This is a genomic window from Stenotrophomonas sp. GSD10, from assembly GCF_056172695.1.
Map to the genome: position 1 here is coordinate 2,596,380 of NZ_JAOCMC010000002.1, position 22,958 is coordinate 2,619,337.

Annotated in this window: 18 protein-coding genes and 3 pseudogenes; 8 read left to right on the forward strand and 13 right to left on the reverse strand. The window is 67.3% G+C overall.

Annotated features, from left to right (window positions below):
* Positions 1-3 precede the first annotated feature (3 nt).
* Together N4G47_RS12200 and N4G47_RS12205 are read right to left on the reverse strand one after the other, a co-directional pair.
* Positions 4-885: a DUF3298 and DUF4163 domain-containing protein gene (locus tag N4G47_RS12200; RefSeq protein ID WP_475289937.1), complete on the reverse strand. Its 882-nt coding sequence runs from the start codon at positions 883-885 to the stop codon at positions 4-6.
* A 37-nt stretch (positions 886-922) separates the two neighbouring features.
* Positions 923-1,224 (reverse strand): annotated as a pseudogene (locus tag N4G47_RS12205) (GNAT family N-acetyltransferase).
* 208 nt (positions 1,225-1,432) lie between these two features.
* Between N4G47_RS12205 and N4G47_RS12210 the strand changes: the two are divergent.
* Complete coding sequence (locus tag N4G47_RS12210; protein ID WP_181358714.1) at positions 1,433-1,594, forward strand: hypothetical protein; 162 nt, start codon at positions 1,433-1,435, stop codon at positions 1,592-1,594.
* A 54-nt stretch (positions 1,595-1,648) separates the two neighbouring features.
* Here the strand turns inward: N4G47_RS12210 and N4G47_RS12215 are convergent.
* Positions 1,649-2,274, reverse strand: a pseudogene (locus N4G47_RS12215) (rhomboid family intramembrane serine protease).
* A gap of 7 nt (positions 2,275-2,281) precedes the next feature.
* Positions 2,282-3,847 carry a POT-type proton-dependent oligopeptide transporter gene (locus N4G47_RS12220; RefSeq protein ID WP_107230928.1) on the reverse strand — a complete coding sequence of 522 codons (1,566 nt, stop codon included), beginning with the start codon at positions 3,845-3,847 and terminating at the stop codon, positions 2,282-2,284.
* A gap of 162 nt (positions 3,848-4,009) precedes the next feature.
* Between N4G47_RS12220 and N4G47_RS12225 the strand changes: the two genes are divergently transcribed.
* Positions 4,010-4,858: an endonuclease/exonuclease/phosphatase family protein gene (locus N4G47_RS12225; protein ID WP_475287414.1), complete on the forward strand. Its 849-nt coding sequence runs from the start codon at positions 4,010-4,012 to the stop codon at positions 4,856-4,858.
* Between the two features lie 130 nt (positions 4,859-4,988).
* Here N4G47_RS12225 and N4G47_RS12230 read toward each other — a convergent pair whose 3' ends face one another.
* Positions 4,989-5,600, reverse strand: a complete 612-nt coding sequence (locus tag N4G47_RS12230) for a superoxide dismutase (RefSeq protein WP_005410310.1) — start codon at positions 5,598-5,600, stop codon at positions 4,989-4,991.
* Positions 5,601-5,819: 219 nt separating this feature from the next.
* Here N4G47_RS12230 and N4G47_RS12235 point away from each other — a divergent pair, with 219 nt between their 5' ends.
* The gene (locus N4G47_RS12235) at positions 5,820-6,272 is read left to right on the forward strand and encodes a guanyl-specific ribonuclease (protein WP_107230930.1); all 453 of its coding nucleotides are present in this window, start codon (positions 5,820-5,822) and stop codon (positions 6,270-6,272) included.
* Complete coding sequence (locus tag N4G47_RS12240) at positions 6,272-6,685, forward strand: barstar family protein (RefSeq protein ID WP_475287416.1); 414 nt, start codon at positions 6,272-6,274, stop codon at positions 6,683-6,685. Before N4G47_RS12235 ends, N4G47_RS12240 begins: the two co-directional genes overlap by 1 nt.
* Before the next feature lie 127 nt (positions 6,686-6,812).
* Here N4G47_RS12240 and N4G47_RS12245 read toward each other — a convergent pair.
* Together N4G47_RS12245 and N4G47_RS12250 are read right to left on the reverse strand one after the other, a co-directional pair.
* Positions 6,813-8,571, reverse strand: a pseudogene (locus N4G47_RS12245) (hypothetical protein).
* A gap of 10 nt (positions 8,572-8,581) precedes the next feature.
* Positions 8,582-9,181, reverse strand: coding sequence for an NfuA family Fe-S biogenesis protein (locus N4G47_RS12250; protein ID WP_005410314.1), 600 nt, complete (start codon positions 9,179-9,181; stop codon positions 8,582-8,584).
* Between the two features lie 90 nt (positions 9,182-9,271).
* On the opposite strand from N4G47_RS12250, the gene N4G47_RS12255 reads away from it, so the two are divergent.
* The 3 genes from N4G47_RS12255 (at position 9,272) to zupT (ending at position 10,940) form a co-directional block, all read left to right on the forward strand.
* Positions 9,272-9,622, forward strand: a complete 351-nt coding sequence (locus tag N4G47_RS12255; protein ID WP_107230933.1) for a 4a-hydroxytetrahydrobiopterin dehydratase — start codon at positions 9,272-9,274, stop codon at positions 9,620-9,622.
* On the forward strand, positions 9,619-10,035 hold the full coding sequence (locus tag N4G47_RS12260) for an energy transducer TonB (RefSeq protein WP_107230934.1): 417 nt from the start codon (positions 9,619-9,621) through the stop codon (positions 10,033-10,035). The genes N4G47_RS12255 and N4G47_RS12260 overlap by 4 nt, the downstream gene beginning before the upstream one ends.
* A gap of 95 nt (positions 10,036-10,130) precedes the next feature.
* Positions 10,131-10,940, forward strand: coding sequence for a zinc transporter ZupT (gene zupT, locus N4G47_RS12265; protein WP_249843503.1), 810 nt, complete (start codon positions 10,131-10,133; stop codon positions 10,938-10,940).
* A 116-nt stretch (positions 10,941-11,056) separates the two neighbouring features.
* Here the strand turns inward: zupT and N4G47_RS12270 are convergent, their stop codons facing one another.
* On the reverse strand, positions 11,057-12,031 hold the full coding sequence (locus tag N4G47_RS12270) for an RluA family pseudouridine synthase (protein WP_107230936.1): 975 nt from the start codon (positions 12,029-12,031) through the stop codon (positions 11,057-11,059).
* Between the two features lie 408 nt (positions 12,032-12,439).
* Here N4G47_RS12270 and N4G47_RS12275 point away from each other — a divergent pair, with 408 nt between their 5' ends.
* On the forward strand, positions 12,440-15,703 hold the full coding sequence (locus N4G47_RS12275; RefSeq protein WP_475287420.1) for an Rne/Rng family ribonuclease: 3,264 nt from the start codon (positions 12,440-12,442) through the stop codon (positions 15,701-15,703).
* Between the two features lie 146 nt (positions 15,704-15,849).
* On the opposite strand, the gene N4G47_RS12280 is transcribed toward N4G47_RS12275, so the two are convergent.
* The 5 genes from N4G47_RS12280 to N4G47_RS12300 are packed head-to-tail and all read right to left on the reverse strand — an operon-like array spanning position 15,850 to position 22,943.
* On the reverse strand, positions 15,850-16,737 hold the full coding sequence (locus N4G47_RS12280) for an endonuclease/exonuclease/phosphatase family protein (RefSeq protein ID WP_475287422.1): 888 nt from the start codon (positions 16,735-16,737) through the stop codon (positions 15,850-15,852).
* 2 nt (positions 16,738-16,739) lie between these two features.
* Positions 16,740-19,907 (reverse strand): discoidin domain-containing protein, encoded by a 3,168-nt coding sequence (locus N4G47_RS12285; RefSeq protein ID WP_475287423.1) that lies wholly within the window; start codon positions 19,905-19,907, stop codon positions 16,740-16,742.
* Complete coding sequence (locus tag N4G47_RS12290; RefSeq protein WP_057495576.1) at positions 19,904-20,740, reverse strand: carbohydrate ABC transporter permease; 837 nt, start codon at positions 20,738-20,740, stop codon at positions 19,904-19,906. Before N4G47_RS12290 ends, N4G47_RS12285 begins: the two co-directional genes overlap by 4 nt.
* Positions 20,737-21,618, reverse strand: coding sequence for a carbohydrate ABC transporter permease (locus tag N4G47_RS12295; protein WP_005410323.1), 882 nt, complete (start codon positions 21,616-21,618; stop codon positions 20,737-20,739). Before N4G47_RS12295 ends, N4G47_RS12290 begins: the two co-directional genes overlap by 4 nt.
* The gene (locus N4G47_RS12300) at positions 21,615-22,943 is read right to left on the reverse strand and encodes a sugar ABC transporter substrate-binding protein (RefSeq protein WP_475289938.1); all 1,329 of its coding nucleotides are present in this window, start codon (positions 22,941-22,943) and stop codon (positions 21,615-21,617) included. Before N4G47_RS12300 ends, N4G47_RS12295 begins: the two co-directional genes overlap by 4 nt.
* Positions 22,944-22,958 lie beyond the last annotated feature (15 nt).

The following is a 22,958-nucleotide window of genomic DNA, read 5'->3' on the forward strand; positions in this document are numbered from 1 at the left end:
CGATCAACCGCGTGCGAACAGCTCCACGTAGTCCTTGGCCACGTGCGGCAACACCACCGCCGCCGGTACGTCAGCGGTCTGGGTGCCGTCCGAGTATGGACCCACCTGGTACGGCGGGAACACAAAGCGCAGCGCGGTGATCTGCCCCTTGTCGTCGGTCAGCGGCTGGAACTGGCTGAAATTATCGGCCTGCGGGCCGGTCCCGTCGGCGATCATGCGCGAGGCATTGCGCAGCGATTCCTGCAGCTGGGCCGGGTCCATGTCTTCGCCACTGAGGCGGGTGGCCACGCGCTCGCGCAGCTGGTCGGCGACGAAATCACTGATCGCTTTCCAGCCCTTGGCATCGGGCACCAGCTTCTCGGCACTGAGCATCTGCTGCTGCTGCGGCAGCCACACGAAGCGCGCCACCAGCGGCTCGCCGTGGGCGCCACCGGTATAGCGGCTGCCATCGGCGCTGACCACCACCAGCTGCGGGGTCTCCAGCAGCTTCTCAAAGCTCAGCGACAGTTCGTAGGGCATGGTCGGCTTGTCATTGCCCAATCCATCCAGCGCCTGCTGCAGATCGCCACGAGCACTGGTGGCATAGCCCTGCAACGCGCGCGCCAGCCCCGGGTAGCGATCGATGCCGGCCGGGTAGCTGATACCCACCACTTCGCGCTCGTTGTTCTCGATCACGTCGCGCAGATCCAGCGGCGCTTCCGCGGCCGGCGTTTCACCCGCTGCGGTGGCCTCGGCGGCAGGCGCCGCATCGGTGGCCGGTGCCGGTTCGCCTTGACGCTGGCAACCGGCCAGCACCAGCACGCCCACCACGCCGGCCAGCACGCTGCCGTGCAGTGGCCGGTTGTTTCCAATCTTCATCGGGATCCCCTGTTCATGTTTGTCCATCATCGCCTGCCCTGGCTGAAGCGTGGCCCGCTGGCGCTCAGCCCACCAGCAGGTCGTGGTACTCCTCGTGCCGCTGCAGGAAGGCTTCGGCATAGGAACACGCCGGCACCACCTTGTACTTCTGTTCGCGGGCAAAACGCAGCGCGACGCGGGTCAACTCACCGGCAATGCCACGGCCAGCGATCGGCTCGGGCACTTCGGTGTGGGTGATGACCATGCGCCTGCGCTTGATCTGGTAGTCCAGTACCGCCAGCTGTCCTCGCACACGAGCGGTGAAGCGGTGGTTGGCCAGGTCGTGCTCGACCTCGTAGGCCAGACCGGGGGCGTGACCGAAGCCATGGAACTGTCTCCTGCGGCGACTGCGTGGATGGTGCGCAGCCGGGCGCCATGATCGCGTGAAGCCTGAACAGGGGCAAGTCCAGTCCGTTCACGTCACTTTTCGACCCTCAAGCTGGAGCCGGGGCGGCCGCTATCGCCTGTGGAGGGGTCTGGCCTGGCTGGCACGGCCCTTGCGAACGTTGATCACGTGCACCCCGCGGAGGCTTTCATGCACCCCAGCGACACCCATTCGGACACCGACCACGCCCTGCTCGAAGGGCTGCTGCAACTGGCAGTGGAAGGGCAGACCGAAGACCAGGATTTCCAGCGCATCGGCGAGGAAGTGTTCGCCCGCCTGCTGGACACCTACGGCCAGCAGACCCGGGCCTGACCAGCAACCAGGTCCCTGCCCCGGGGTCGGATCCAGCGGATCCGACCCCAGCCCTCAACCGCCGCCGAGGCGGAAGGTCGGGTTGGACAGTTCGCGCAGGAAGTGGCTGAAGATGCTCGGCTGCATGGCCAGCATGAAGATCACGCCGAACGCCGCGCCGGCCAGGTGCGCACTGTGGTTGATGCGGTCACCGCCACGCTTGTCCATCCAGATGCTGTAGCCGACATAGAACGCGGCGTAGATGATCGCCGGTGCCGGGATGAAGAACACCAGGATGATCGACCACGGCTTGATCAGGATGAAGGCGAACAGCACCGCCGACACCGCACCGGACGCCCCCAGGCTGAGGTAGTTCGGGTTCTTCTGGTTCTTCAGGTAGCTGGGCAGGATCGAGACCAGCAGCGCGCCGATGTAGAACCCCGGGTAAGTCAGGTAGCTGCCGGTCAGCTGCACCATCACGCTCTCGATGAACCCCCGAAGAAGAACAGGGTGATCATGTTGAAGATCAGGTGCGACCAGTCGGCGTGGATGAAGCCATAGGTCACCAGCCGGTCGTACTGGCGGTGACGGTCGATGGCCGGCGGCCACAGGATCAGCCGGTCGGCCAGCTTGCGGTTGTTGAACGCCATCCAGGACAGGATGGCGGTGATGGCGATCAACAGCAGATTGACAGGGGTCATCTCAGGCTCAAGCGCTGCGGTAGTTGTCGACCATACGATAGCGTTTTGCATACCAACCGAACGCCAACGCCGCGATGAAGGCAAAGCCGGCGAAGAAGAACATCAGGAAGGCGGCCTCGCTCAGCCCGGTACCGGCAATCTGGTGGGTCACCGCATCGTTGCGCACCGCCGCGTTGGACAGCAGCACCCACAGGTTGCCGATGGTGGTGGTCAGGTTCCAGAAGCTCATCACCACGCCCTTCATCGCCTGCGGCGCCTGGCTGTAGGCGAACTCCAGGCCGGTGGCCGAGACCAGCACCTCACCGAAGGTCAGCAGCGCATACGGCAGCATCTGCCAGAAGATCGACATGGCGTTGCCGCCATCCATGATCACCTGGATGCCACCGACCACGATCCAGGCCAGGCCGCTGAAGGCGATGCCGGCGGTCATGCGGCGCAGCGCGGTCGGCTCGAAGCCGAAGCGGCGCAGGGCCGGGTACAGCACCAGATTGTTGAACGGGATCAGGATCATCACCAGCAGCGGGTTCAGCGCCTGCATCTGCGAAGCGGTAAACCAGCTCGGCATCTGCATCTGCTGGCCCTGCAGCACCCAGGTCGAGGCCTTCTGGTCGAACAGCGAGAAGAACGGCGTGGTCAGCGCGAAGATCACCAGCACGCGCAGCACCGAGCGCACACCCTCCACCGCCTCGGCCGGATGCTGGCCGCGGGCGCGGTCCAGCTGCAGCCAGGTGCCACCGCCGATGCCGGCCAGGATGGCCACCAGCGCCAGGCACAGGCAGATCACGATGCCCAGCGAACCGACCAGGCCGAACGAGGCCACCGCCAGCACCAGGCCGAGCGCGGCGATCACCAGGCCAGGACGGCCCTGGCCGGCCACGCGCGCGGTCAGCGCGGTGCGCACCACGTTGGCGAACGAATGCGGATCCTTCGGCGGCAGCGGCACCAGCACATAGCGCTTGCGGCCCAGCCAGAACACGAAGGTCGCCACGAACATCAGGATGCCCGGGATGCCGAACGCCCACTGCGGGCCCCAGTTCTTCAGCACCAGCGGAATCAGCAGCGAGGCAAACAGCGAGCCGAAGTTGATGATCCAGTAGAAGGCGTCAAAGACGATCTTGGCCAGGTGCTTGTTGCTCTGGTCGAACTGGTCACCCATGAACGAGGCCACCAGCGGCTTGATGCCACCGGCGCCGAGCGCGATCAGGCCCAGGCCAAGGAAGAAGCCTTCGCGGCTGTTCTCGAACAGCGCCAGGCAAAGATGGCCGGCACAATAGACCAGGCTGAACCAGAGGATGGTGTGGTACTTGCCGAAGAACTTGTCGGCCAGCCAGCCACCGAGCAGCGGGAAGAAATACACGCCGATCATGAAGCTGTGCATGATGTCCTTGGCTTCACCGGCACGGCCTTCGGCCGTGATTTCCTGCAGCAGCAGCGAGGTGATCAGGAACTGCACCAGGATGTTGCGCATCCCGTAGAAGCTGAACCGTTCGCAGGCCTCATTGCCGATGATGTACGGGATCTGGCGCGGCATCTTTCCCTGGCCGGCGATGGGGGCGACTGCGTCGTGGCTCATCCTGTAAGGCATTCCTGCAAAGCGAAAGGCGCAAGATTACCGGAACCCGGGCTTGCGAGGCACGCTGCAGGGCTGCATGACAACGGTGGCAATCCATGGCAGGCGACGCCGACCCTGCCGGAAGTCACGGCACCTGCACGACAAAAGCGTAAACTTATCGTTATGCGCCCCCTCACCCACGCCCGCCTCCTGCTCAGCTGCCTTGCGCTGGTGCTGGCGTTGCAGGCGCAGGCGCGGCCACAGGCGCCAGCCAGTGCCACCACTGATGCCGAGCCCCGCCAGCTGACGGTGGCCGCCCTGGAACTGCCCAGCCGCGACGACGCGCAATGGAAGCTGCGCCGCGAGCAGGTCGCCCAGCTGCTCACCGAACTGCAGCCGGACGTGATCTCAGTGCAGCAGGTGCTGCAGCAGCAGGGCCGCAACCCGGCCTGCTGGCTGGCCAGCCGGCTGCGCTACAGCTGCGACTTCGTTACCGCCGACCCGCCCAGCCAGTCGCTGCGGCATGGCAACGCAATGCTGACCCGGTTGCCGGTCAGCGAAGACGGAGTCACCCTGCTGCATCCACCGGGCACCTTCAGCGCGGCCGGCATGATGCGCCTGAAGCTGGGCCAGGCGCTGGTGAACATCTACGTGGCGCGGCTGCGCCCGGACCCGGACGAGGCGGCCGCCCGTCAGCATCAGACCAGCGATCTGATGACCTGGATCGGCGCCACGGCCGAAGGCATGCCCAGCCTGATCGCCGGTGATTTCTCGGCAACCACGGTGGAACTGGTGCGCAGCACGCCCGGCTTCCAGCCGGCCCGGCGCAATCCCGGCGGCCGTCCCGAACCGCCTGCGGCCAGTGGTGGCGGCGCCAGTGGCCACGGCCTGGACGTGCTGTTCCAGGTCAAGCACTTCGGGGGCATCCGCCAGCAGCCGATCCTGCTGCCGGCCGACGGTGACCTGCCCGGCCTGCGCCTGGGTGTGATGGCAACCCTGCGCCTGCAGGGCGATACGGCCACCACGGAATAGGTAGTGCCGGCCGCTGGCCGGCTCCCCCGGCACCACACGGATGCCGGCCAGCAGCCGGCACTACCCAATGACTGCTGCAACAAAAAGGCCGGGGTCTCCCCGGCCTTTTCATTTCATCCAGTGACGCAGATCAGGCGATCGCTTCCTGGTAACGGCGCTCGACTTCGTTCCAGTCGATGACGTTGAAGAACGCGCCGATGTATTCCGGGCGACGGTTCTGGTACTTCAGGTAGTACGCGTGCTCCCACACGTCCAGGCCGAGGATGGGGGTATTGCCTTCCATCAGCGGGCTGTCTTGGTTGCCGGTGCTTTCGACCACGACCTTCTTGTCCGGGGTCACGCTCAGCCAGGCCCAGCCACTGCCGAAGCGGGTCAGGGCGGCCTTGGTGAAGGCATCCTTGAACTTGTCGAAGCCGCCCAGGTCCTTGTCGATGGCCTTGGCCACGTCGCCCACCGGGTTGCCGCCGGCGTTCGGCGCCATCACCGTCCAGAACAGCGAATGGTTGGCGTGGCCACCACCGTTGTTGCGCACCGGGCCCTGCAGGTTCTCCGGCAGCGACTTGAGCTTCTTCACCAGTTCTTCGACCGGCAGGTCAGCGTACTCGGTGCCTTCCAGCGCCGCGTTGACGTTGTTGATGTAGGTCTGGTGATGCTTGGTGTGATGGATTTCCATCGTCGCCGCATCGATATGCGGTTCCAGCGCGTCGTAGGCGTAGGACAGCTTGGGCAGGGTGTAGGCCATGATGCATCTCCTGATTGCGAGGGCACCCGACGGTGTCGGGCGGTGCGCGGTGAATGATGGGGACAGACCGCCAGATTACCAAGGGGGATGTAAAGGAAATTGCGTCCTGCCGGTGAGCATCCCGGCAATTGTTACGCAGCAGTGACGCGCCACCCTCCTCATGCACCGTGCAGCGCGCAGGCGCTACAGTGCGTGCATCACCCTCGCCTGCCCCCGCCCATGCGCAACCCCCGGCTGCTGATCACCGCCATCGCCCTGCTGCTGCTCGGCCTGGTCGTCAACCACTTCATGCAGCGGCCACCGGCGCCGCAGTTCGCACCGGACCTGCAGGGCACGCCCGCCGCGCGTGCACCGGCGGCGCGCAGTACCGGCGACGCCAGCGGGCTGCCGGCATTCCTGCCCGCCGAAGCACGGCAGACCATCGCCCTGATCCAGCGCGGCGGTCCATTCCCGCACCGCCAGGATGGCAGCACCTTTGGCAACCGCGAGCAGCAGCTGCCGCAGCGTGCGCGCGGCTACTACCGCGAATACACCGTCGATACGCCCGGCGCACGCACCCGTGGCACGCGCCGCATCGTCACCGGCGGCGATCCGCCGGAGGCGTGGTACTACACCGATGACCACTACGCGTCATTCCGCAGCTTCACCGTACCGGCCCAGGGAGCGCAGTGATGAGCCATGATGATTTCGGCCTCGGCCTGCATGACATCAACAATGCCGGCGTCTACGCCATTGACAGCGAGGACATCGGCGCGCTTGCCGCAGCGATGCGCGATGCCGGCCTGAAAGTGATCCGCATCGATCTGGAAGGCGTGACGGACAAGCGCACGCTGCTGGCCCGGCTGGCCGCGCAGCTGGATTTCCCGGCCGGCTTCGGCGGCAACTGGGATGCCTTGTCGGACAACCTGCGCGACCTGCAGTGGCTGCCGGCCAACGGCTATGCGTTGTTCCTGGCCGACGTGGACGCACTGCGGGCCACCACGCAGAAGGACTTCGACACCCTGCTGGAGGTGATGGACGAGGCCAGCGGTGACTGGGTCGGCCGCGATGTGCCGTTCTGGGTGTTCCTGTCGCAGAGCGCGTAGGGGCCACGCCCTGGTAGAGACCGACCTTGGTCGGCGTTTCCGTGCCAACCAAGGTTGGCACCTACCAAAGCCCGCCGCCGTGCCAACGGCGCGGGGACAAGGAAACATGCGTGGACAACGGCAGCCGCTAGCGGCTTCCGTTGTCTTCCTGCAGTTCCTTCTTGAACGGGATGTCCGGCGGCGGACGCGCCACGGCCGGCTGGTCCTGCATGTTCGGATCACTCAGGCCGCAACCGCCACCGGCCTGCAGGATCGAGATCACACAGGAAATCCGCGTGCTGGTGCCCGGCAGCGGGATCTCCATCGTCTGGATGCCCTTGCGCACCCACTCGGCCAGCAGCGATTCCTGCGGCACCCAGTATTTGTCGAACGAGGTGGGCGTGTAGTCGTACGGCGGCCGCTTCAACCACGTGCCCGACTGGGCGATGCGCTCCCGGCTCCAGCCATCATTGGCACCGCCCGGCGCGCCGCGCGAGGCATGACCCTCACCGTCCTGCCCCGGTACACGTACGCTGCCATCGGCATTGAACAGGCCATCCCCCTTGCCGGCGCTGCTGGCCTGGCGGGCACCGCTGCTGGCGCCATCACGATTGCGGCTGGACGCGCCCCAGTCATCGCCCTTGGCGGGGTGGCCCAGTTGCCCGGCGTGGGCGCAGGGCGCGCGCCAGCCTGGCCGGGTGCGGTGCTGGGCACCGACGCCGCCGACGTCCGGTTGCTGGCCTGCGCCGCACTGCCGCTGGCCGTCGGCGTCGCCGCCGGCGCACTGCCACTGGAGGTGGAAGGCGACGCTGCCGGCGCCGACGCGACGGCGCGCTCGCGCACCTGCACCTCGCGACCTGCCGGCGCACGCACTGCCGGCGCGCGGCCGGCCACGTCCGCCATCCGCACCTGCGGATCGACCACTGCCTGTACCTCACGTTCGCGCACCTGCACCTCGCGCTGCGGTACGCGCACCTGCACGTCGGCCGTGCGCAGCGGCTGCGGTGCAACCGGCGCATCCACCGCGCTGACCTCGCGTTCCTGCACCTGGATCTCACGCACCTGCGGCGTGCGCACCGCCACCTCCGGCGTCCGCAGCGGTGTCGGGGTGGGCGGCGCCTGCACTGGCTGCACGCTGCGCTCGCGCACCGCCGGCGTGGCGTCGCGCGGCACGATGCTGACCTCGGTACGTGGCACGCTGACCGGAGGCACCACGAAATCACTGCTGGCCTCGGCCACGGTGGTGGCCTGCACCGGCGAGGGCGGTGGAGCTGCCAGCGGCGCGGGTTCGGCAGTGGCAGGCGGCGCGGGCTGGCTGACGGTGGGTGCCGCTGCTGGCGCGGGCGCAGGCGCCGATGCTGCGGCCGGACGCAGCTCGGGCGCGGTCGCCGCGCCCGCGTCATGACCCGCCGCAACCTGACCGGCCGGCGCGGCCGCAGCCGCTTCAGCGCCTGGCTGATCGCCGCCGCCTTCCTGGCTGGCGCGGCCCACGAATTCCACCTGCACGCGCTCGCCCTCGGCACCCTCTTCGTCCGGCGCCGTGGTGCGGATCACCGCCACCCACAGCAGCAGAACGAAGAACAGCAGATGCAGCAGCGCACTGGCCAGCGCGGAGGTCCAGCGCATCCAGCGCTGGTCCGCGGCGCGGCATCCCAGTCCTGCCAGAACAGGCGGCGCAGGGCCTGCCAGGGCGACAAACGCGGCAGCCGACCCGGCGGGCCCGGCAGCGGCCGCGGCAGCAGCACCGCGATCACCTCACGGGCGTGCAATGGCCTGGGCAGCGGCCCCAATGAGCGCAACCACAGCGCCCAGCCATACGGCAGGCGCGTGGTCTTTTCGAGGATGGCGCCTGGCTGCTGGCGCGCCAGCAGCAGGTCGATGAGTTGCTCGGCCCGGGTCAGAGGCACGCGTCGGCGATCAGGCGGCGTTGCCGCGCGGAATGTACGGCGCGTGGCCGCTGTCGTGGTCGGTCGCGTCGCGCACAGCGGTTACGCCCGGCACGCGGCCCATCAGGGTCTTTTCGATGCCCTGCTTGAGCGTCACGTCGGCCATGCCACAGCCCTGGCAGCCGCCACCGAAGCGCAGCAGCACCACGCCTTCGGCCGAGACTTCCTGCACGGCCACCTTGCCACCATGCGACGCCAGCTGCGGATTGATCTCGTTTTCCACCACCCAGTGCACGCGCTCGACCAGCGAGGCCGCATCGCCGGGTGCTTCGCCCTTGATGCGCGGCGCCTTGATGGTCAGCTGCTGGGTGCCGGCGCTGCCGGCGACGATATCGATCTCGGCGCCGTCGAGCCAGCCGACGCTGCCGGCATCGACATAGAGGGTGAAGCCATCGCAGTCCACCGCCCACTCGTCGCCAAGCAGGTCGGTCGGCTCGGCGAACTCCAGCCGGGCGTCGGCGCGCGGCGTACCGGGATCGACGGCGCTCAAGCGCACGCCCATGCCGGGCACGCCCTCGCGTTCGATCAGCTTGCGGAAGTGGGTCTGGGCAGTGTCGGAGATCTGGATCATCAGGCTATTCTAGCCAAGTCAGCGTCGGCCGCTCATTCGGTTTATACACCGTCCGGCGCATTGTTCAGTCAACACGAGGTGGAGGAACCCATGTCCGACCTGATTCCGCTGGCACAGGCGCACTGCGTGCCGCGAAAGGGCAGCGACCACAAGCTGGGCGAGGCCCGCCTGGCCGAACTGCTGCCGCAGGTGCCGGGCTGGGAGCTGGCCGAGGCCGGCCAGGCGCTGGTGCGCACCTTCCGGTTCAAGAACTATTACGAAACGATGGCCTTCGTGAACGCGCTGGCCTGGATCGCCCACCACGAGGACCACCACCCGGACCTGGGCGTGCACTACGACCGCGCCGTCGTGCGCTATTCCACCCACGACGTGGGCGGCCTGAGCGAGAACGACTTCATCTGCGCGGCAAAGACTTCGGCCCTGACGGAGCAACTGCCATGAACGTACGTTTGCTGAGCCTGTCCCTGATCGCTGCGACCGGCCTGGCCGGCTGTGGCCCGTCCGAACCGCCGGCACCGCCACCGCCGCCGCCGACCGAAGTGGCCGCGGTGAAGACGCCGCCGCCGCAGTACCCGCTCGAACTGGCCTGCATGGGCGTGGGCGGCACCAGCACCTTCAAGGTGACCATCGGCACCGACGGCAAGCCCAGTGAGGTTGCCCTGCTGACCGGCGCGGGCAATCCGCAGCTGGACGAACTGGCCAGGACCGCCGTGCAGGGCTGGCAGTTCAATGCCGCCACCCGCAACGGCCAACCGGTGCCGGCCACCATCCAGGTGCCGGTCAGCTTCAATCCGCCGCAGCCGAAGCCGGACCAGTGCTTCGCGATTGAAGAACGCCTGCGCCGCGGCGGCTGATCGCGCACGCCGACGAGGCCAGCCGACGCCCGCCTCGCCCTCGCCGCCCCGGCCCTGCCCGGGGCGGTTGTCTGTCAACAGGACCGCGTCGGTACATGCTGCAGATTCCCACCGAAAACATCTGGATCGCACTGGCGGTCACCCTTGCGGCCGGCCTGGCGACCGCCATCGGCAGCCTGATGGTGCTGTTCTCGCGGCGGCCCAATCCGCGCCTGCTGGCCTTCGGCCTGGCCTTCGCCGGCGGCGCGATGGTCTACGTGTCGCTGTCGGAGATCCTCAACAAGTCCATTGCATCGTTCGCGCTGGCCTATGGCGAGCGCACCGGCTTCACCTACGGCACGCTGGCGTTCCTGCTGGGCGTGGTGGCGATCGTGCTGATCGACCACTTCATTCCCAATCCGCATGACAGCCTGGACAAGCAGGACCCCGCGTTCCGCGAGAACAGCCGCGAGTACCTGAAGCGCGTCGCGCTGCTGACCTCGATCGCGATCACCGCGCACAATTTCCCGGAAGGGCTGGCGACCTTCTTCGCCACGCTGGAAAGCCCGTCGGTGGGCATGCCACTGGCCTTCGCCATCGCCATCCACAACATTCCCGAGGGCATCGCGATCGCGGTGCCGGTGTACTTCGCTACCCAGAACAAGTTCTATGCGTTCAGCGCCAGCCTGCTGTCCGGGCTGGCCGAGCCGGTGGGCGCGGCACTGGGCTACTGGCTGCTGTCCGGATCGCTGTCGCACGCCACGTTCGGCTGGGTGTTCGGGCTGATCGCCGGCGTGATGGTGTTCCTGGCGCTGGATGAGCTGCTGCCGGCGGCCAAGCGCTATGCCAAGGGCCACGAGACCGTGTACGGGCTGGTGGCCGGCATGGGCACGCTGGCGATCAGCCTGGTGCTGTTCAAGTGGTGAGGGGCCGCTAAGGCACATCCACGCATGGCGTGGATCTACCGCCCTCGGGTAGCGTCGAGCTTGCTCGACGGCCCTTCGGTCGGGTCACGCGGAAAGCCAGTCGAGCAAGCTCGACTCTACTTCAGCCGGTCCAGCGCCTCGACCAGCTCATCGGCCAGCGGCGCGTTCAGCACATACGGGCTCTTGCCAGCGTCCAGCGCGAACTCCAGCGAGGCCGCATGCAGGAACAGGCGCTTCAGCCCGATCTGCTCACGAAGCCGCTTGTTGACCGCAGGATCGCCGTACTTGTCGTCACCAGCCACCGGATGACCCAGATGCTGGGCATGCACGCGGATCTGGTGGGTGCGACCGGTCTCGATGCGCACTTCGCAATAGGAATGACCACCGCGGCGCTCCAGCACCCGGAAGTGGCTGATGGATTCCTTGCCGATCGCGTTGACCTGCACATGGCGCTCGCCGCCCTGGCGCAGGCCCACGTGCAGCGGCGCATCCACCGTCATCACGCCATCGGGCATGCGCCCGGCCAGCAGGGTCAGGTAGCGCTTGCGGATGCCGGCGCCGTGGTCTTCGCGCAGCAGCGCCTGCAGCTCGCTCAGCGCCGAGCGCTTCTTGGCTACGATCAGCAGGCCCGAGGTGTCGCGATCCAACCGGTGGACCAGCTCCAGGGTCTGGCCCGGACGCAGCGCCCGCAGCGTCTCGATGGCACCGAAGCTGATGCCGCTGCCGCCGTGGCTGGCCACGCCGGTCGGCTTGTTCAGGGCCAGCAGGCGCGCGTCTTCGAAGACGATGGCCTGCTCCAGCCGGCGCATGAACGCCTCGGGCGGGCCCGCCTTGTCTCCTTCTTCAGTGAGACGGACCGGCGGCACACGCACCTCATCGCCCGCCTCCAGCTTGCGTTCGGCCTTGGCGCGGCCGCCATTCACGCGGACCTGGCCGCTGCGCACCAGCTTGTAGACCAGGCTGCGCGGGGCGCCCTTGAGCTGGCCCAGCAGGAAATTGTCCAGGCGCTGGCCGGCACGGTCCTCGGGAACGGTGATCATGCGCACGGAAGGCTTGTCGCCGGCTGGCTTGGTGGGGTCTGAGGCAGTCATCTGGCTGTTTATTCTGTTACACTCGGGGGGCGAGATAAGGGATTGATTTCGTTGGAAGTTACTCAGGGCCAGAAGCCCAGCTTCCGACGAATCCGGCACAGTGCGCGACCACCGCCCGCGGGGCGGCCATGTTAGCGGCTCACCGGCCTTCCCGGCCATCGCCGGATGCCTGACACGCAACCGTGCTGAACATGTCCCGCGTGGCGCTCCAGCCTGGCTGACAGCTGCCTGCGGCCCTGCAACACCCCAAAACCCATAAGAGTGAAGCGCTCCCGCGGCCTGCCGTGGTGTCGTAGCGCTGGAAACCCAAGCCGCCCTCCCCGCGCTTGCGCGAATGGGCGGCGAGCCGTGTCCAGAGGCGAAACCCCATGGCGTTCCGCGCGGTAGCCGCTTGCGAGGAACGCAACAATGAAGCGAATGCTGATCAACGCCACGCAGGCTGAAGAGCTGCGTGTTGCCATCGTGGATGGCCAGTCGTTGTATGACATCGACATCGAACAGCCGTCGAAGGAACAGAAGAAGTCCAACATCTACAAGGGCCGGATCTTCCGCATCGAGCCCTCGCTGGAAGCGGCCTTCGTCGAATACGGTGGTGGCCGCCATGGCTTCCTGCCGCTGAAGGAAATCTCCCGCGACTACTTCCAGGCCGGTGTCGACCACAACAAGGCCGGCATCCGCGAGCTGCTCAAGGAAGGCCAGGAAATCGTCGTCCAGGTCGACAAGGAAGAGCGCGGCAACAAGGGCGCTGCCCTGACCACGTTCATCTCGCTGGCCGGCCGCTACATGGTGCTGATGCCGAACTCACCCAGCGCTGGCGGTGTTTCCCGTCGCATCGAGGGCGAAGACCGTGCCGCCCTGAAGGACGCGCTGGACAAGCTGAACATCCCCGACGACATGGGCGTGATCATCCGCACCGCCGGCGTCGGCCGCGATGCCGAAGAGCTGCAGTGGGATCTGGACTACCTGCTCAACGTCTGGCGCGCCATCGCCGACGCCGCACTGAGCAAGCCGGCCCCGTTCCTGATCTACCAGGAATCGCGCCTGATCGTGCGCGCCCTGCGTGACTACCTGCGCGCCGACATCGGCGAGATCCTGGTGGACACCGAGGAGATGTACGAACACGCCCGCGAGTTCATGCAGCAGGTGATGCCGCAGACCCTGCGCAAGCTCAAGCATTACAAGGACGACATCCCGCTGTTCAACCGCTTCCAGATCGAATCGCAGATCGAAGGCGCCTACGAGCGCAATGTGCGCCTGCCGTCGGGCGGCTCGATCGTGGTCGACCAGACCGAAGCGCTGACCGCCGTCGACGTGAACTCCTCGCGCGCCACCAAGGGCAGCGACATCGAGGACACCGCGTTCCAGACCAACCTGGAAGCGGCCGAAGAAGTGGCCCGCCAGCTGCGCCTGCGTGACCTGGGCGGCCTGGTGGTGATCGACTTCATCGACATGGCCTCCAACAAGCACCAGCGCGAGGTCGAGAACCGCCTGGCCAACGCGCTGAAGTACGACCGCGCGCGCGTGCAGGTCGGCCGCATCTCGCGCTTCGGCCTGCTGGAAATGAGCCGCCAGCGCCTGCGCCCGAGCCTGGGCGAATCCAGCCAGATCGTCTGCCCGCGCTGCGACGGCCACGGCCGCATGCGCAGCGTCGAGTCGCTGTCGCTGTCGATCATCCGCGTTGCCGAAGAGCACGCGATGAAGGAAAACACCGGGCAGGTGCTGGTGCAGGCCCCGGTGGAGATCGCCAACTACCTGTTGAACGAGAAGCGCAGTGCGCTGCGCGAGATCGAACGCCGTCACGAAGCGCCGATCGTGATCGTTGCCGACGAGCAGCTGCACACCCCGCATTACACCGTGACCCGCCTGCGCGAGAACGAGCTGGGTGAAGAGAGCAACAAGCCGAGCTACCAGCGCGGCACCCCGCGCAAGCTGCCGGTGCATGCCCTGACCAAGGGCCAGCTGAACATCCCGCCGCCAGCGGTGACCCAGGTCAAGCACACCTCGCCCGCCCCGGTGCGTGAGGAAGCAGAACCGGCCAAGGCGGCGCCGGCCCCAGTCGCCGCAGCGCCGGTGGCAGCGGCCCCGAGCGGTGGCGTGATCGGTTGGCTCAAGCGCGTGTTCGGTGGCGAAGCGGCGCCTGCTCCGGCGGCGGCTGCGCCAGCGGCGCGCCAGCAGCAGGAGGGCGGCCGCAAGGACCGCAACAAGGATCGCAACAAGGACCGCAAGGACCGTCGCGACGAAAACCGTGGCAACGGCGGCAACGGCAATGCGCAGCAGCAGAAGGACGGCGGCAACCGCAAGGACCGCGGCGAGCAGCGCAGCAAGGACGGCCGTAACGGCAACAACGGCAATGCCCAGCAGCAGCCGCAGCAGGGCAAGCAGAAGGAGCCGCAGCAGAAGGATGGCCAGCAGCAGCCGCAGCAGAACAAGCCGCGCAACGAGCAGCAGGGCCAGAACCAGAACCAGAACCAGCAGCAGCCGAAGCTGAAGCAGCCCAAGCAGCCGCGTCCGCAGCAGCAGGACGGCGACAAGCCGGCCGACAAGCCGCAGCGCAACGCCGCCGAGGCGCCGGTCGATGCAGTGACCGCAGCCGCCGCCGTGGCCGCGACCGCCGTCACCGCCAACGTGGTGACCGCGCAGGAAGGTACGGCTCCGGCCGCACCGGTGGCCGAAGTGGACCTGGCTGACGCAGCAACGGTGGCCGACACCGCGGTCAACGCTGATGCCGACGCCGTTGCCGTGTCCGGCGACGATGCGGCAATCGACGCCGCAGGCGAGCAGGCTGGCGAAGGCGCGACCCGCCGTCGTCGTGGCCGTCGCGGTGGCCGTCGTCGTCGCCGTGGTGGCGCCGAGAACGCTGCCGGCAGCGATGCCCTGGGCGATGACCAGGATGATGCTGACGAAGGTGATGACAGCGACAGCACCGACCCGGTTGCCGACGACAGCGCCGAGGCCACTCCGGTTGCCGTGGCGCAGCCGACCCGCTCGCAGCCGGAGTTCGATTTCGATGACGAAGCCGAGCCGGCGACCGTTGAAGCCGAGAAGCCGGCCCGTGCTGCCGCCGCCGTGGTTGCCGCGCCGGTTGCGGTGGTGAGCAGCGCCGTGGTCGATGCCGCAGCACCGGTCGTGGCCGAAGCACCGGCACCGGTCATCAAGGCCGAGCCGGCGCCGCAGCCGGTTCAGACCAGCATGCTGGATCAGATCGATGCCGCAACCCCGGCCCAGCCGGCGGCACCGATCGCTCCGGTGGCTGAAGCCAAGCCGGTTGTCGAGGAGGTCGCCGCGGTGGCCGCGCCGGCACCGGTGGTGGTCGACGCTGCGCCGGTGGTGGAAGCGGCTCCGGTCGTTGAAGCCAAGCCGGTGGTTGCCGAAGCCGCACCGATCGTGGCCGACGTCATTCCGGTGGCGGAAGCCGCTCCGGTGGCGGAAGCCGCTCCGGTGGTGGAAGCGAAGCCGGTGGTCGAGACCGCACCGGTCGTGGAACAGCCGGCAGCACCGGTGGCCGTCGAGGCCGCGCCGGTCGAAGCTGCCGCACCGGTGGCTGAGGCCGTGGTGACGCCGTCGATCGAGCCGCTGGCCGATGGCCATGCCGATTCGGCCAGCCAGGCCGCTGATGCCCAGGCATCGGACGAAGACGAAGAAGCCGCCAAGCGCACGCCGCCGGCGAACTGATCGTTCTTTGATCGCGAAGTACGAAACGGCGGGGATCGATGATCCCCGCCGTTTCTGTTTGTGCCGTACCGTGGTGTGGTGGCCGGCCTGGGTCGGCGCCGTGGTTCGTGCCAACCCAGGTTGGCACCTACCGAAGCGGGTGTTGCTCAGGGCTTGGGGGCGAACTGCAACCGGGTCCAGACCCCGTAGTGGTCCGACGCCCAGCGGCCGCTGTCGTCGGGCTGATCGAACAGGATCTTCGCTTCGCGCGCGACCATCGCGTCCTGCAGGAAGAAGATGTGGTCGATGCGCGAGGGCGCCTGGTAATAGTGCCGGTTCAAGGTGCTGACGCCGGCCAGGTCGGTGTTGACGTGCACGCTGCCGTAGCTGTCGCCGTAATGGCTGCGCAGCTCACTCAGATCCCCGGCATCGACCAGCGCGTTGAAATCGCCAGCGATCACCACCGGCGCACCGGCCGAGGTTTCGGTGATGAAACGCAGCAGGTCCTCCACCTGGGTGCGGCGGATGCGCTGGCCGTTCTCATCGCTGCGCTCGTTCAGATGCGTGGCATAGACGTTCACCGGTGCGCCATCGACGTCGATGCGCAGGTGCGCCACCGTGCGGTAGTCGTCCAGCGGCTTCAGCAGATGATCGCCGCGCGCCAGGATCGGGCGCCGGGTCAGCAACGCATTGCCGTAGCGCTTGGGTGCACCGACCGGATCGGTCGACACGAACACATACTGGTAGCCCAGCTGGCTGGCCAGCCATTGGGCCTGGTTGCGCACGTTGCGGCGCTGGATCACCTCCTGCAGGGCCACCGCATCGGGTTGCAGGCGCTTGAGCTCGGCCAGGATGGTGCGGCGGCGGCTCGGCCAGTCCTCGCGGTCATGGTGCAGGTTGAACGTGACCATACCCATGCCTGCTGCGCTGGCAACGTCGGTCGCCGCAGTCGTGGCCACTGGCTCGGCCGCCAGCACAACGCCCGGCAATGCCAGCGCAATCGCCAGCCCCAGGGCGCGCACCGATGCGCGCACCCTCGCCCCCTGCTCCCTCATGATTACTGCCCCTTGCGTTCGGCGCGGCGCACCGCGCTCGGTACATCGATCTCGACCCGCGCCGGCAGCTGGTGCACGTGCAGCTCCCGGTTGATCCACTCGGCCGCTTCGCCGTTGATGGTCGCCTCGCCCGGATCACCGGCGTACGGCCACGGCAGCACCACGCCGCCGACCGGTGGCAGCAGGCCCGGCTGCACCTCCAGCACCAGCTGCTTGTCGCTGCGCTGCAGGCGGTAGTTGAGCTGGCCCTGCGGCGTGCGCAGGCCCTGCACGGCGATGCCCTCGCCCTGCAGCCACGACGTCGGCACGCCGGCAGCCAGCACCAGTGCATCATCCATGTCGCGGTTGTAGGCGAACATGTCCAGCGCCGAGCGCACGAAGTCCGACGCCACCCAGGCATGCGGCAGGTCACCGACGAAGAACGGCTTGCGCGGCGTGCGCGAGACCACTTCGGCCCACTGGTTCCAGGCCTGCGGCGCGCGATCCCTGAAGAAGAACTCGGTGGCCTGCCAGGCACGATCGCGCCAGCCCAGGCGCACGAACGCGGCCACATTGCGCCACTCGTACGGGGTGTAGTCCTTCCATTCGCGCTTGCCGTCGCGGCGGGCCACGAACTCCTTCCAGTAGCGCTCGAAGGTCGCCTCCAGGGCCTGCTGCGGCAGACGGCCCTGCTCGCCACCCGGCGCCAGCGCGATGGTGGTGGAGGTGGCATCGAAATCGCCCAGCTCGGCCGAACCCGGCAGATAATCGATGTGGTGCTGCTGCATCGCCGACAGCAGCGATGCCTGCAGGTCATCACGGAACTGGTCGCGCGATTCGGCCATCTGCATCGCCTCGACCTTGCCCAGCTGGGCCGCCAGCAGCGCCGCGTCCTTGTAGCCGCGCAACGCCCAGAAGTTGTCCCAGTACGAATGCATCGGCTTGGCCGAATAACCTTCGTGGCTGATCGAGGCCGGCATCATGCCGTAGAAGGCCGGGTTGCGCGCACGGTTCTCTTCGGTGCGCTCGCTGGCACGCAGCTGCTCCATGTAGGTGTAGGCGCCCTGCACATGCGGCCACATCAGCTCGGCGAAGGTGCTGTCACCGGTATAGCGCCCATATTCGGCAATGCTGTAGATCAGCTCGCCGTGGCTGTCGTTCTCCGGCACCGGGTCGCTGCCGCGCGCATCGACGCAGCACGGCACCTTGCCGTTCTCGAACTGGAACGGCGCATACCAGTTGATGTAGTCACGCACCGCGTCGCTGCGGCCCATGCGCAGCAGGCCCTCGGAAATCATCGCGCCATCGCGGATCCAGCTGCGCGCATACGAACGCGTGCCCGGCTGCAGGCGCGGGCCAACGCGCGAGATCAGCATGTGCGCGACGGCGGTGCGCAGGGTGTCAACCAGCGCCTGGCCGGCGGCGGGCACCTGCAGCGAGACCACGCCCAGCTTCTGCCGCCACTGTTCGGCCACCTGCGCCTGCGCCTTGGCCACGTCCAGCGCCTTCGGCGCCCAGCCACCGGTCTGCGGCAGCACCACCGCCACTTCCCGGCTCTGCCCCGGCTCCAGCTTGATGGTGTACAGCAAGGCGCCCGACGCCATGCCGGTGCTGTCCTTCACTGCGGTGGTGGCCGGGTACTTGCCGTCGGCCAGGTGCATCGCATCGAGCTTGCCGTCGAAGGTGCTGGCAAAGCGCGCGTCGGGCACCTGCAGGGGATACACGCGCGGCTCGCCGTTGATCCGCACCAGCTGATCGCCGACATCCAGCGCATCGATGCGGCTGAAGCCACCGACGGTGTTGAGGAACTGCGTGGGCGGATTGACCTGCCACGGGCGGATCGCCAGTGCCAGCGTGTACTCGTGCGCCACCTTGTCCGGGTTGCTCAGCCGGTAGCGGCCGATCAGCTGCGCACGCTCCGGGGTGCCCTGCACGAAGCTGGTCACCGCCAGCCCGACCTTTTCATGCACCCAGTCGACATTGGCGATGGGCAGGTAATGGTCCTGCAGCGACTGGGTGATGGCGACCTTGGACCAGTCCAGCAGCTTGCCATCGAGGCGGATGAACGGCTCGATGCTGAAGCTGCCCTTGGCCGGTTCCAGTGCGCCGTCTTCGCTGATCAGTGCCTGCTCCTGTCCGCCGTCGAGGCCGAGCAGGGTCCAGTAGGGCTGTTCGCCCACATAGGCGCGTGGCAACGATCCGCGCGGCAGATCAGCGGCCACCGAGGACAGGAAGGCATTGGGCGTGGCGGCAAAGGCCAGCGGCTTCAGTGCGATGTCCCGGATGCCGTAGCGCCAGTTCGGGCCATCCTGCAGGTCGAAGCGCACGTAGCGCGCATCAGTATCCGGCAGCGCCAGCCAGTCACGGCCACCGGCACCGCTGGTCACCTCGCGCACAGTGCGCCAGTCGCGGCCATCTTCCGAGGTACGCACGGTGTAGCGGCGCGCTTCCAGGTTCGGCAGCCAGTCGATCACTGCACCGCCGATCTCGCGGCTCTTGTGCAGGTCCAGGCTGATGGTCTGCTGCTTGACCCCGCCGCTGATCCAGAACGTATCGCTCTTGCCGTCGATCATGCGGTCCTGCAGCGCGGTGGCGGTATCGGCAATCACCGAGGGCACCAGCGCCGAATCGTCCTGCGGCGGCAGGCCCTGCAGGGTCAGCTTGTCGAAGCACACCGTGCCGCGGCCGCCGACCTTGCTGTAGATCGTGAACTCGACGGCGGCGCTGCGCGCCAGCTCCTTCTCCGGCGACGGCCCCCACGCCTTGTCGATCTGGCGTCGACGGTATTCGACCGGCGTCCACGCCTTGGCGAAGCTGTAGCCGGGGCGGTTGACCCACCAGACGTTGTCGCCGCTGGCATCGATCAGCTTGAACTGCAGGTCGTTGGCCGGCGAATCGCCGCGCAGCTGGAAGCCGAAACGGTAGTTGGCCGGGTATTGAATGTTCAGCGCGCGGCGGATGCCGACGTAACCGGAGACCTCATGGAAGTCGTAGTCCAGGCACAGCGCGCGGCCACCGCCGGCGCCACTGACCGGGCGCAGCGAACCGCTGACCTGGTCGGACAGCACCAGCTTCCAGGCGCCGATGTCGTCGAAGTCGTCCAGCACCTTCGGTGCCGGCAGCGCCGGGGGTGCGGCGATCGCCAGGGAAGTCCACAACAGGCCCAGTCCAACGGCGATCACTCGCTTCATCCCTTGACGCTCCCCAGCAACAGACCTTGGATGTAGTACCGCTGCAGCACCAGGAACAGCGCCAGCACCGGGACCACGGTGACCACCGCGCCGGCCATCATCATTTCCACGTCCATGATGTGCTCGCGCGAGAGGGTGGCCAGCGCCACCGGCAAAGTGTAGTGCTCCTGATCGGTCAACACGATCAACGGCCACATGAAATCGTTCCATGCGCCCATGAAGGTGAAGATCGCCAGGGTCACCAGCACCGGCTTGAGCATCGGCAGCACGATCTGGAAGAAGATGCGCAGCTCCCCTGCCCCGTCGATGCGCGCCGCTTCCAGCAGCTCGTCCGGAATCGAGCGCGCGTACTGGCGCACCAGGAAGATGCCGAACACGCTGGCCAGCGCCGGCACGATCACGCCACCAAAGCTGTTGACCAGGCCGAGCTGCTTCATCAGCAGGAACAGCGGCAGCATCGCCACCTGCGCCGGAATCACCAACGCCGCCATCAACACCTGGAACAGGCGCTCGCGACCGACGAAGTTGAGCTTGGCGAAGGCATAGCCGGCCATGGTGTTGAGCAGCAGCGAGCCGAAGGTGATCGCCAGCGACACCAGCAGGCTGTTGGCGAAGTTGCCGCCCATGCCGGTACGTGCGAACAGCTCATGGTAGTTGTGCGTGGTGATGCTCGAAGGCAGCAGCGGCGGCGGGAAATGGCTGGCCTCGCCCTGCGGCATGAACGAGACCGACACCATCCACAGCAGCGGCGCCAGGCTGACCAGGGCCAGCACCAGCAACGCACCATTGATCATCCACGGGTACCAGCGCGACTGGCCGATTTCACGACTCATACCAACTGCCTCTTGCGGCCAAAGCGGAGCATCACGGTGGTCACCGCCAGGATGATCAGGAACAGCAGGAACGCCACTGCCGAGGCGCGTCCCAGGTTCCACCACTTGAAGCCTTCCTCGAACATGAAATACAGCACGCTGACGGTGCTCTGCAGTGGGTCGCCGCGGGTCATCACGTACGGCTCGGCGAACAGCTGGAAGTAGCCGGACACGGTAATCACCCCGACCACCAGCAGCACCGGGCCGAGCATCGGCAGGGTGATGTGCAGGAACTGCTTCCAGCGCGAGGCGCCGTCGATGCGCGCGGCCTCGTACAGGTCATGCGGGATCGCCTGCAGGCCGGCCAGGAAGATCACCATGTTGTAGCCGAAGTTCTTCCACACCGCGAACAGCATGATGGTCGGCATCGCCCAGTTGGGATCACCCAGCCAGTCGATCGGACTGATGCCCAGATGGCCCAGGCCGTAGTTCACCAGGCCATAGCTGGTATGGAACAGGTAGCGCCAGATCACCGCCACCGCCACCAGCGTGGTCACCACCGGGGCGAACAGTGCGGTGCGGAACAGCGCCTTGAAGCGCGCCGCCGGGGCGTTGAGCAGCATCGCCGCGCCCAGCGACACGCCGATCGACAACGGCACGCCGATCAACACGAAGTAGGTGGTGTTCCACAGCGACTTCCAGAACATCGGCGTCTGCAGCAGGTCGATGTAGTTGCCCAGGCCGACAAAGCGCAGGTTGCTGCTGTCGGCCAGCGCATACAGATCGAAGTCGGTCACGCTCAGCGCCAGCGCCGAGGCCACCGGCAGGCCGAAGAACACGCCCAGCACGATCAGCGAAGGGCCGGCGAAGATCCAGCCGGCAAGCGAAGTACGTTTCATTGCGCGCTCCCGGCGGCGACGGCACTGCTGGACTGCGACGACGGTGCGCGCTGCTGCAGGCGTTGTTGTTCATGCATCCAGCGGCGCTTGGCCAGCACCTTGTCCACGCGCTGGTCGAGCTCTTCCACCGCCTTGTCCTGCGCCAGGCCACCGCGCACCACCTTCTCGGTGACAATGCGCATTTCCTGCACGATGCGCTCCCATTCGAGCACCTTCGGCGTCGGCTTGACCCGCTCCAGCTGGTCACGGAAGGCCGTTGCCAGCGGATCATTGGCCAGCGACGGCGCGCTCCAGGTGCTGCGGCGCGGCGGCAGGTCGCCGATGATCGAATGGAAACGCGCCTGGATCGCCGGCCGCGACAGGAACTCGATCAGCTTCCACGACGCTTCCTTCTGCTGCGACTTGCGGAAGATCACCAGGCTGGTGCCGCCGGCGATGCCGGCGCCGGGGCCATCCGGGCCGGGCAGCGCCGCGGTGCCCCACTGCCCTTCCAGTTCCTTCGGCTGCAGCTTCTTGAACTCGCGGATGTTCCAGGGGCCGGAGATGTAGAACACGTTGAAGCCGCGGAAGAACTCGTCCCAGACGTTGGAGATCTGCGTCTCGGACATCTTCGGCGCCCAGCCCTGCTCGAACATGTTGGCGTAGAAGGCGAGCGTGCGGCGGAAGCCCGGGCTGGCGAAGTTGCCGCGGGTATCGTCGTCGCGCAGCAGCGGGTCGGGCTGCTGCAGCGCCAGCGACAGCTGCTGCTCGAACTCGTTGATCGGCATCAGCACCGCATAGCGGTTCGGTCCCTGCATGCGCTTGATCGCCGCCATCTGCTGGTCCCACTCGGCCCAGGTACGCGGCGGGTGGTCGTAGCCGGCCTTGGCCAGCAGATCCTTGCGGTAGTAGATCAGGCGCGTATCGACGTACCACGGCACGCCCACCAGCTCGCCGTGGATCACATTGGTATCCCAGATGCCCTGGAAGTAGTCCTTTTCATCAACCACCGCCGAGTGATCGACAAACGGCTGCAGCGGCGTCAGCGCATCGAGCTCGGCGAACTCCGGCACCCAGGTGTTGCCGAGCTGGCAGACATCGGGCAGGCCGTCGGCGGCGAACGCGGTCAGCAGCTTCTCGTGCGCTGCCGTCCACGGGATGTTCTGCACATCCACCTTGATGCCGGGGTTCTCGGCCTCGAACTCGTGGATCAGTTCGCTGACCACCTCGGCTTCGCGGCCCATCGCCCAGAAGCGCACGGTGGTGGTGCCCGGCTCGGTGCGGGCGCAGCCGGCCACGGCCAGTGCGGCCAGTGCGGCCAGGGCGGGCAGCGCCCAGCGGCGCAGGCGGTCGATCCAGTT

Coding starts and splice junctions, on each gene's coding strand:
- N4G47_RS12280 (WP_475287422.1), bottom strand. CDS start 16,737: ATGAGGGAGCAGGGGGCGAGGGTGCGCGCATCGGTGCGCGCCCTGGGG.
- N4G47_RS12235 (WP_107230930.1), top strand. CDS start 5,820: ATGCGCAACCCCCGGCTGCTGATCACCGCCATCGCCCTGCTGCTGCTC.
- N4G47_RS12290 (WP_057495576.1), bottom strand. CDS start 20,740: ATGAGTCGTGAAATCGGCCAGTCGCGCTGGTACCCGTGGATGATCAAT.
- N4G47_RS12275 (WP_475287420.1), top strand. CDS start 12,440: ATGAAGCGAATGCTGATCAACGCCACGCAGGCTGAAGAGCTGCGTGTT.
- N4G47_RS12250 (WP_005410314.1), bottom strand. CDS start 9,181: ATGATCCAGATCTCCGACACTGCCCAGACCCACTTCCGCAAGCTGATC.
- N4G47_RS12200 (WP_475289937.1), bottom strand. CDS start 885: ATGGACAAACATGAACAGGGGATCCCGATGAAGATTGGAAACAACCGG.
- N4G47_RS12225 (WP_475287414.1), top strand. CDS start 4,010: ATGCGCCCCCTCACCCACGCCCGCCTCCTGCTCAGCTGCCTTGCGCTG.
- N4G47_RS12210 (WP_181358714.1), top strand. CDS start 1,433: ATGCACCCCAGCGACACCCATTCGGACACCGACCACGCCCTGCTCGAA.
- N4G47_RS12220 (WP_107230928.1), bottom strand. CDS start 3,847: ATGAGCCACGACGCAGTCGCCCCCATCGCCGGCCAGGGAAAGATGCCG.
- N4G47_RS12260 (WP_107230934.1), top strand. CDS start 9,619: ATGAACGTACGTTTGCTGAGCCTGTCCCTGATCGCTGCGACCGGCCTG.
- zupT (WP_249843503.1), top strand. CDS start 10,131: ATGCTGCAGATTCCCACCGAAAACATCTGGATCGCACTGGCGGTCACC.
- N4G47_RS12270 (WP_107230936.1), bottom strand. CDS start 12,031: ATGACTGCCTCAGACCCCACCAAGCCAGCCGGCGACAAGCCTTCCGTG.
- N4G47_RS12240 (WP_475287416.1), top strand. CDS start 6,272: ATGAGCCATGATGATTTCGGCCTCGGCCTGCATGACATCAACAATGCC.
- N4G47_RS12285 (WP_475287423.1), bottom strand. CDS start 19,907: ATGAAGCGAGTGATCGCCGTTGGACTGGGCCTGTTGTGGACTTCCCTG.
- N4G47_RS12295 (WP_005410323.1), bottom strand. CDS start 21,618: ATGAAACGTACTTCGCTTGCCGGCTGGATCTTCGCCGGCCCTTCGCTG.
- N4G47_RS12255 (WP_107230933.1), top strand. CDS start 9,272: ATGTCCGACCTGATTCCGCTGGCACAGGCGCACTGCGTGCCGCGAAAG.
- N4G47_RS12230 (WP_005410310.1), bottom strand. CDS start 5,600: ATGGCCTACACCCTGCCCAAGCTGTCCTACGCCTACGACGCGCTGGAA.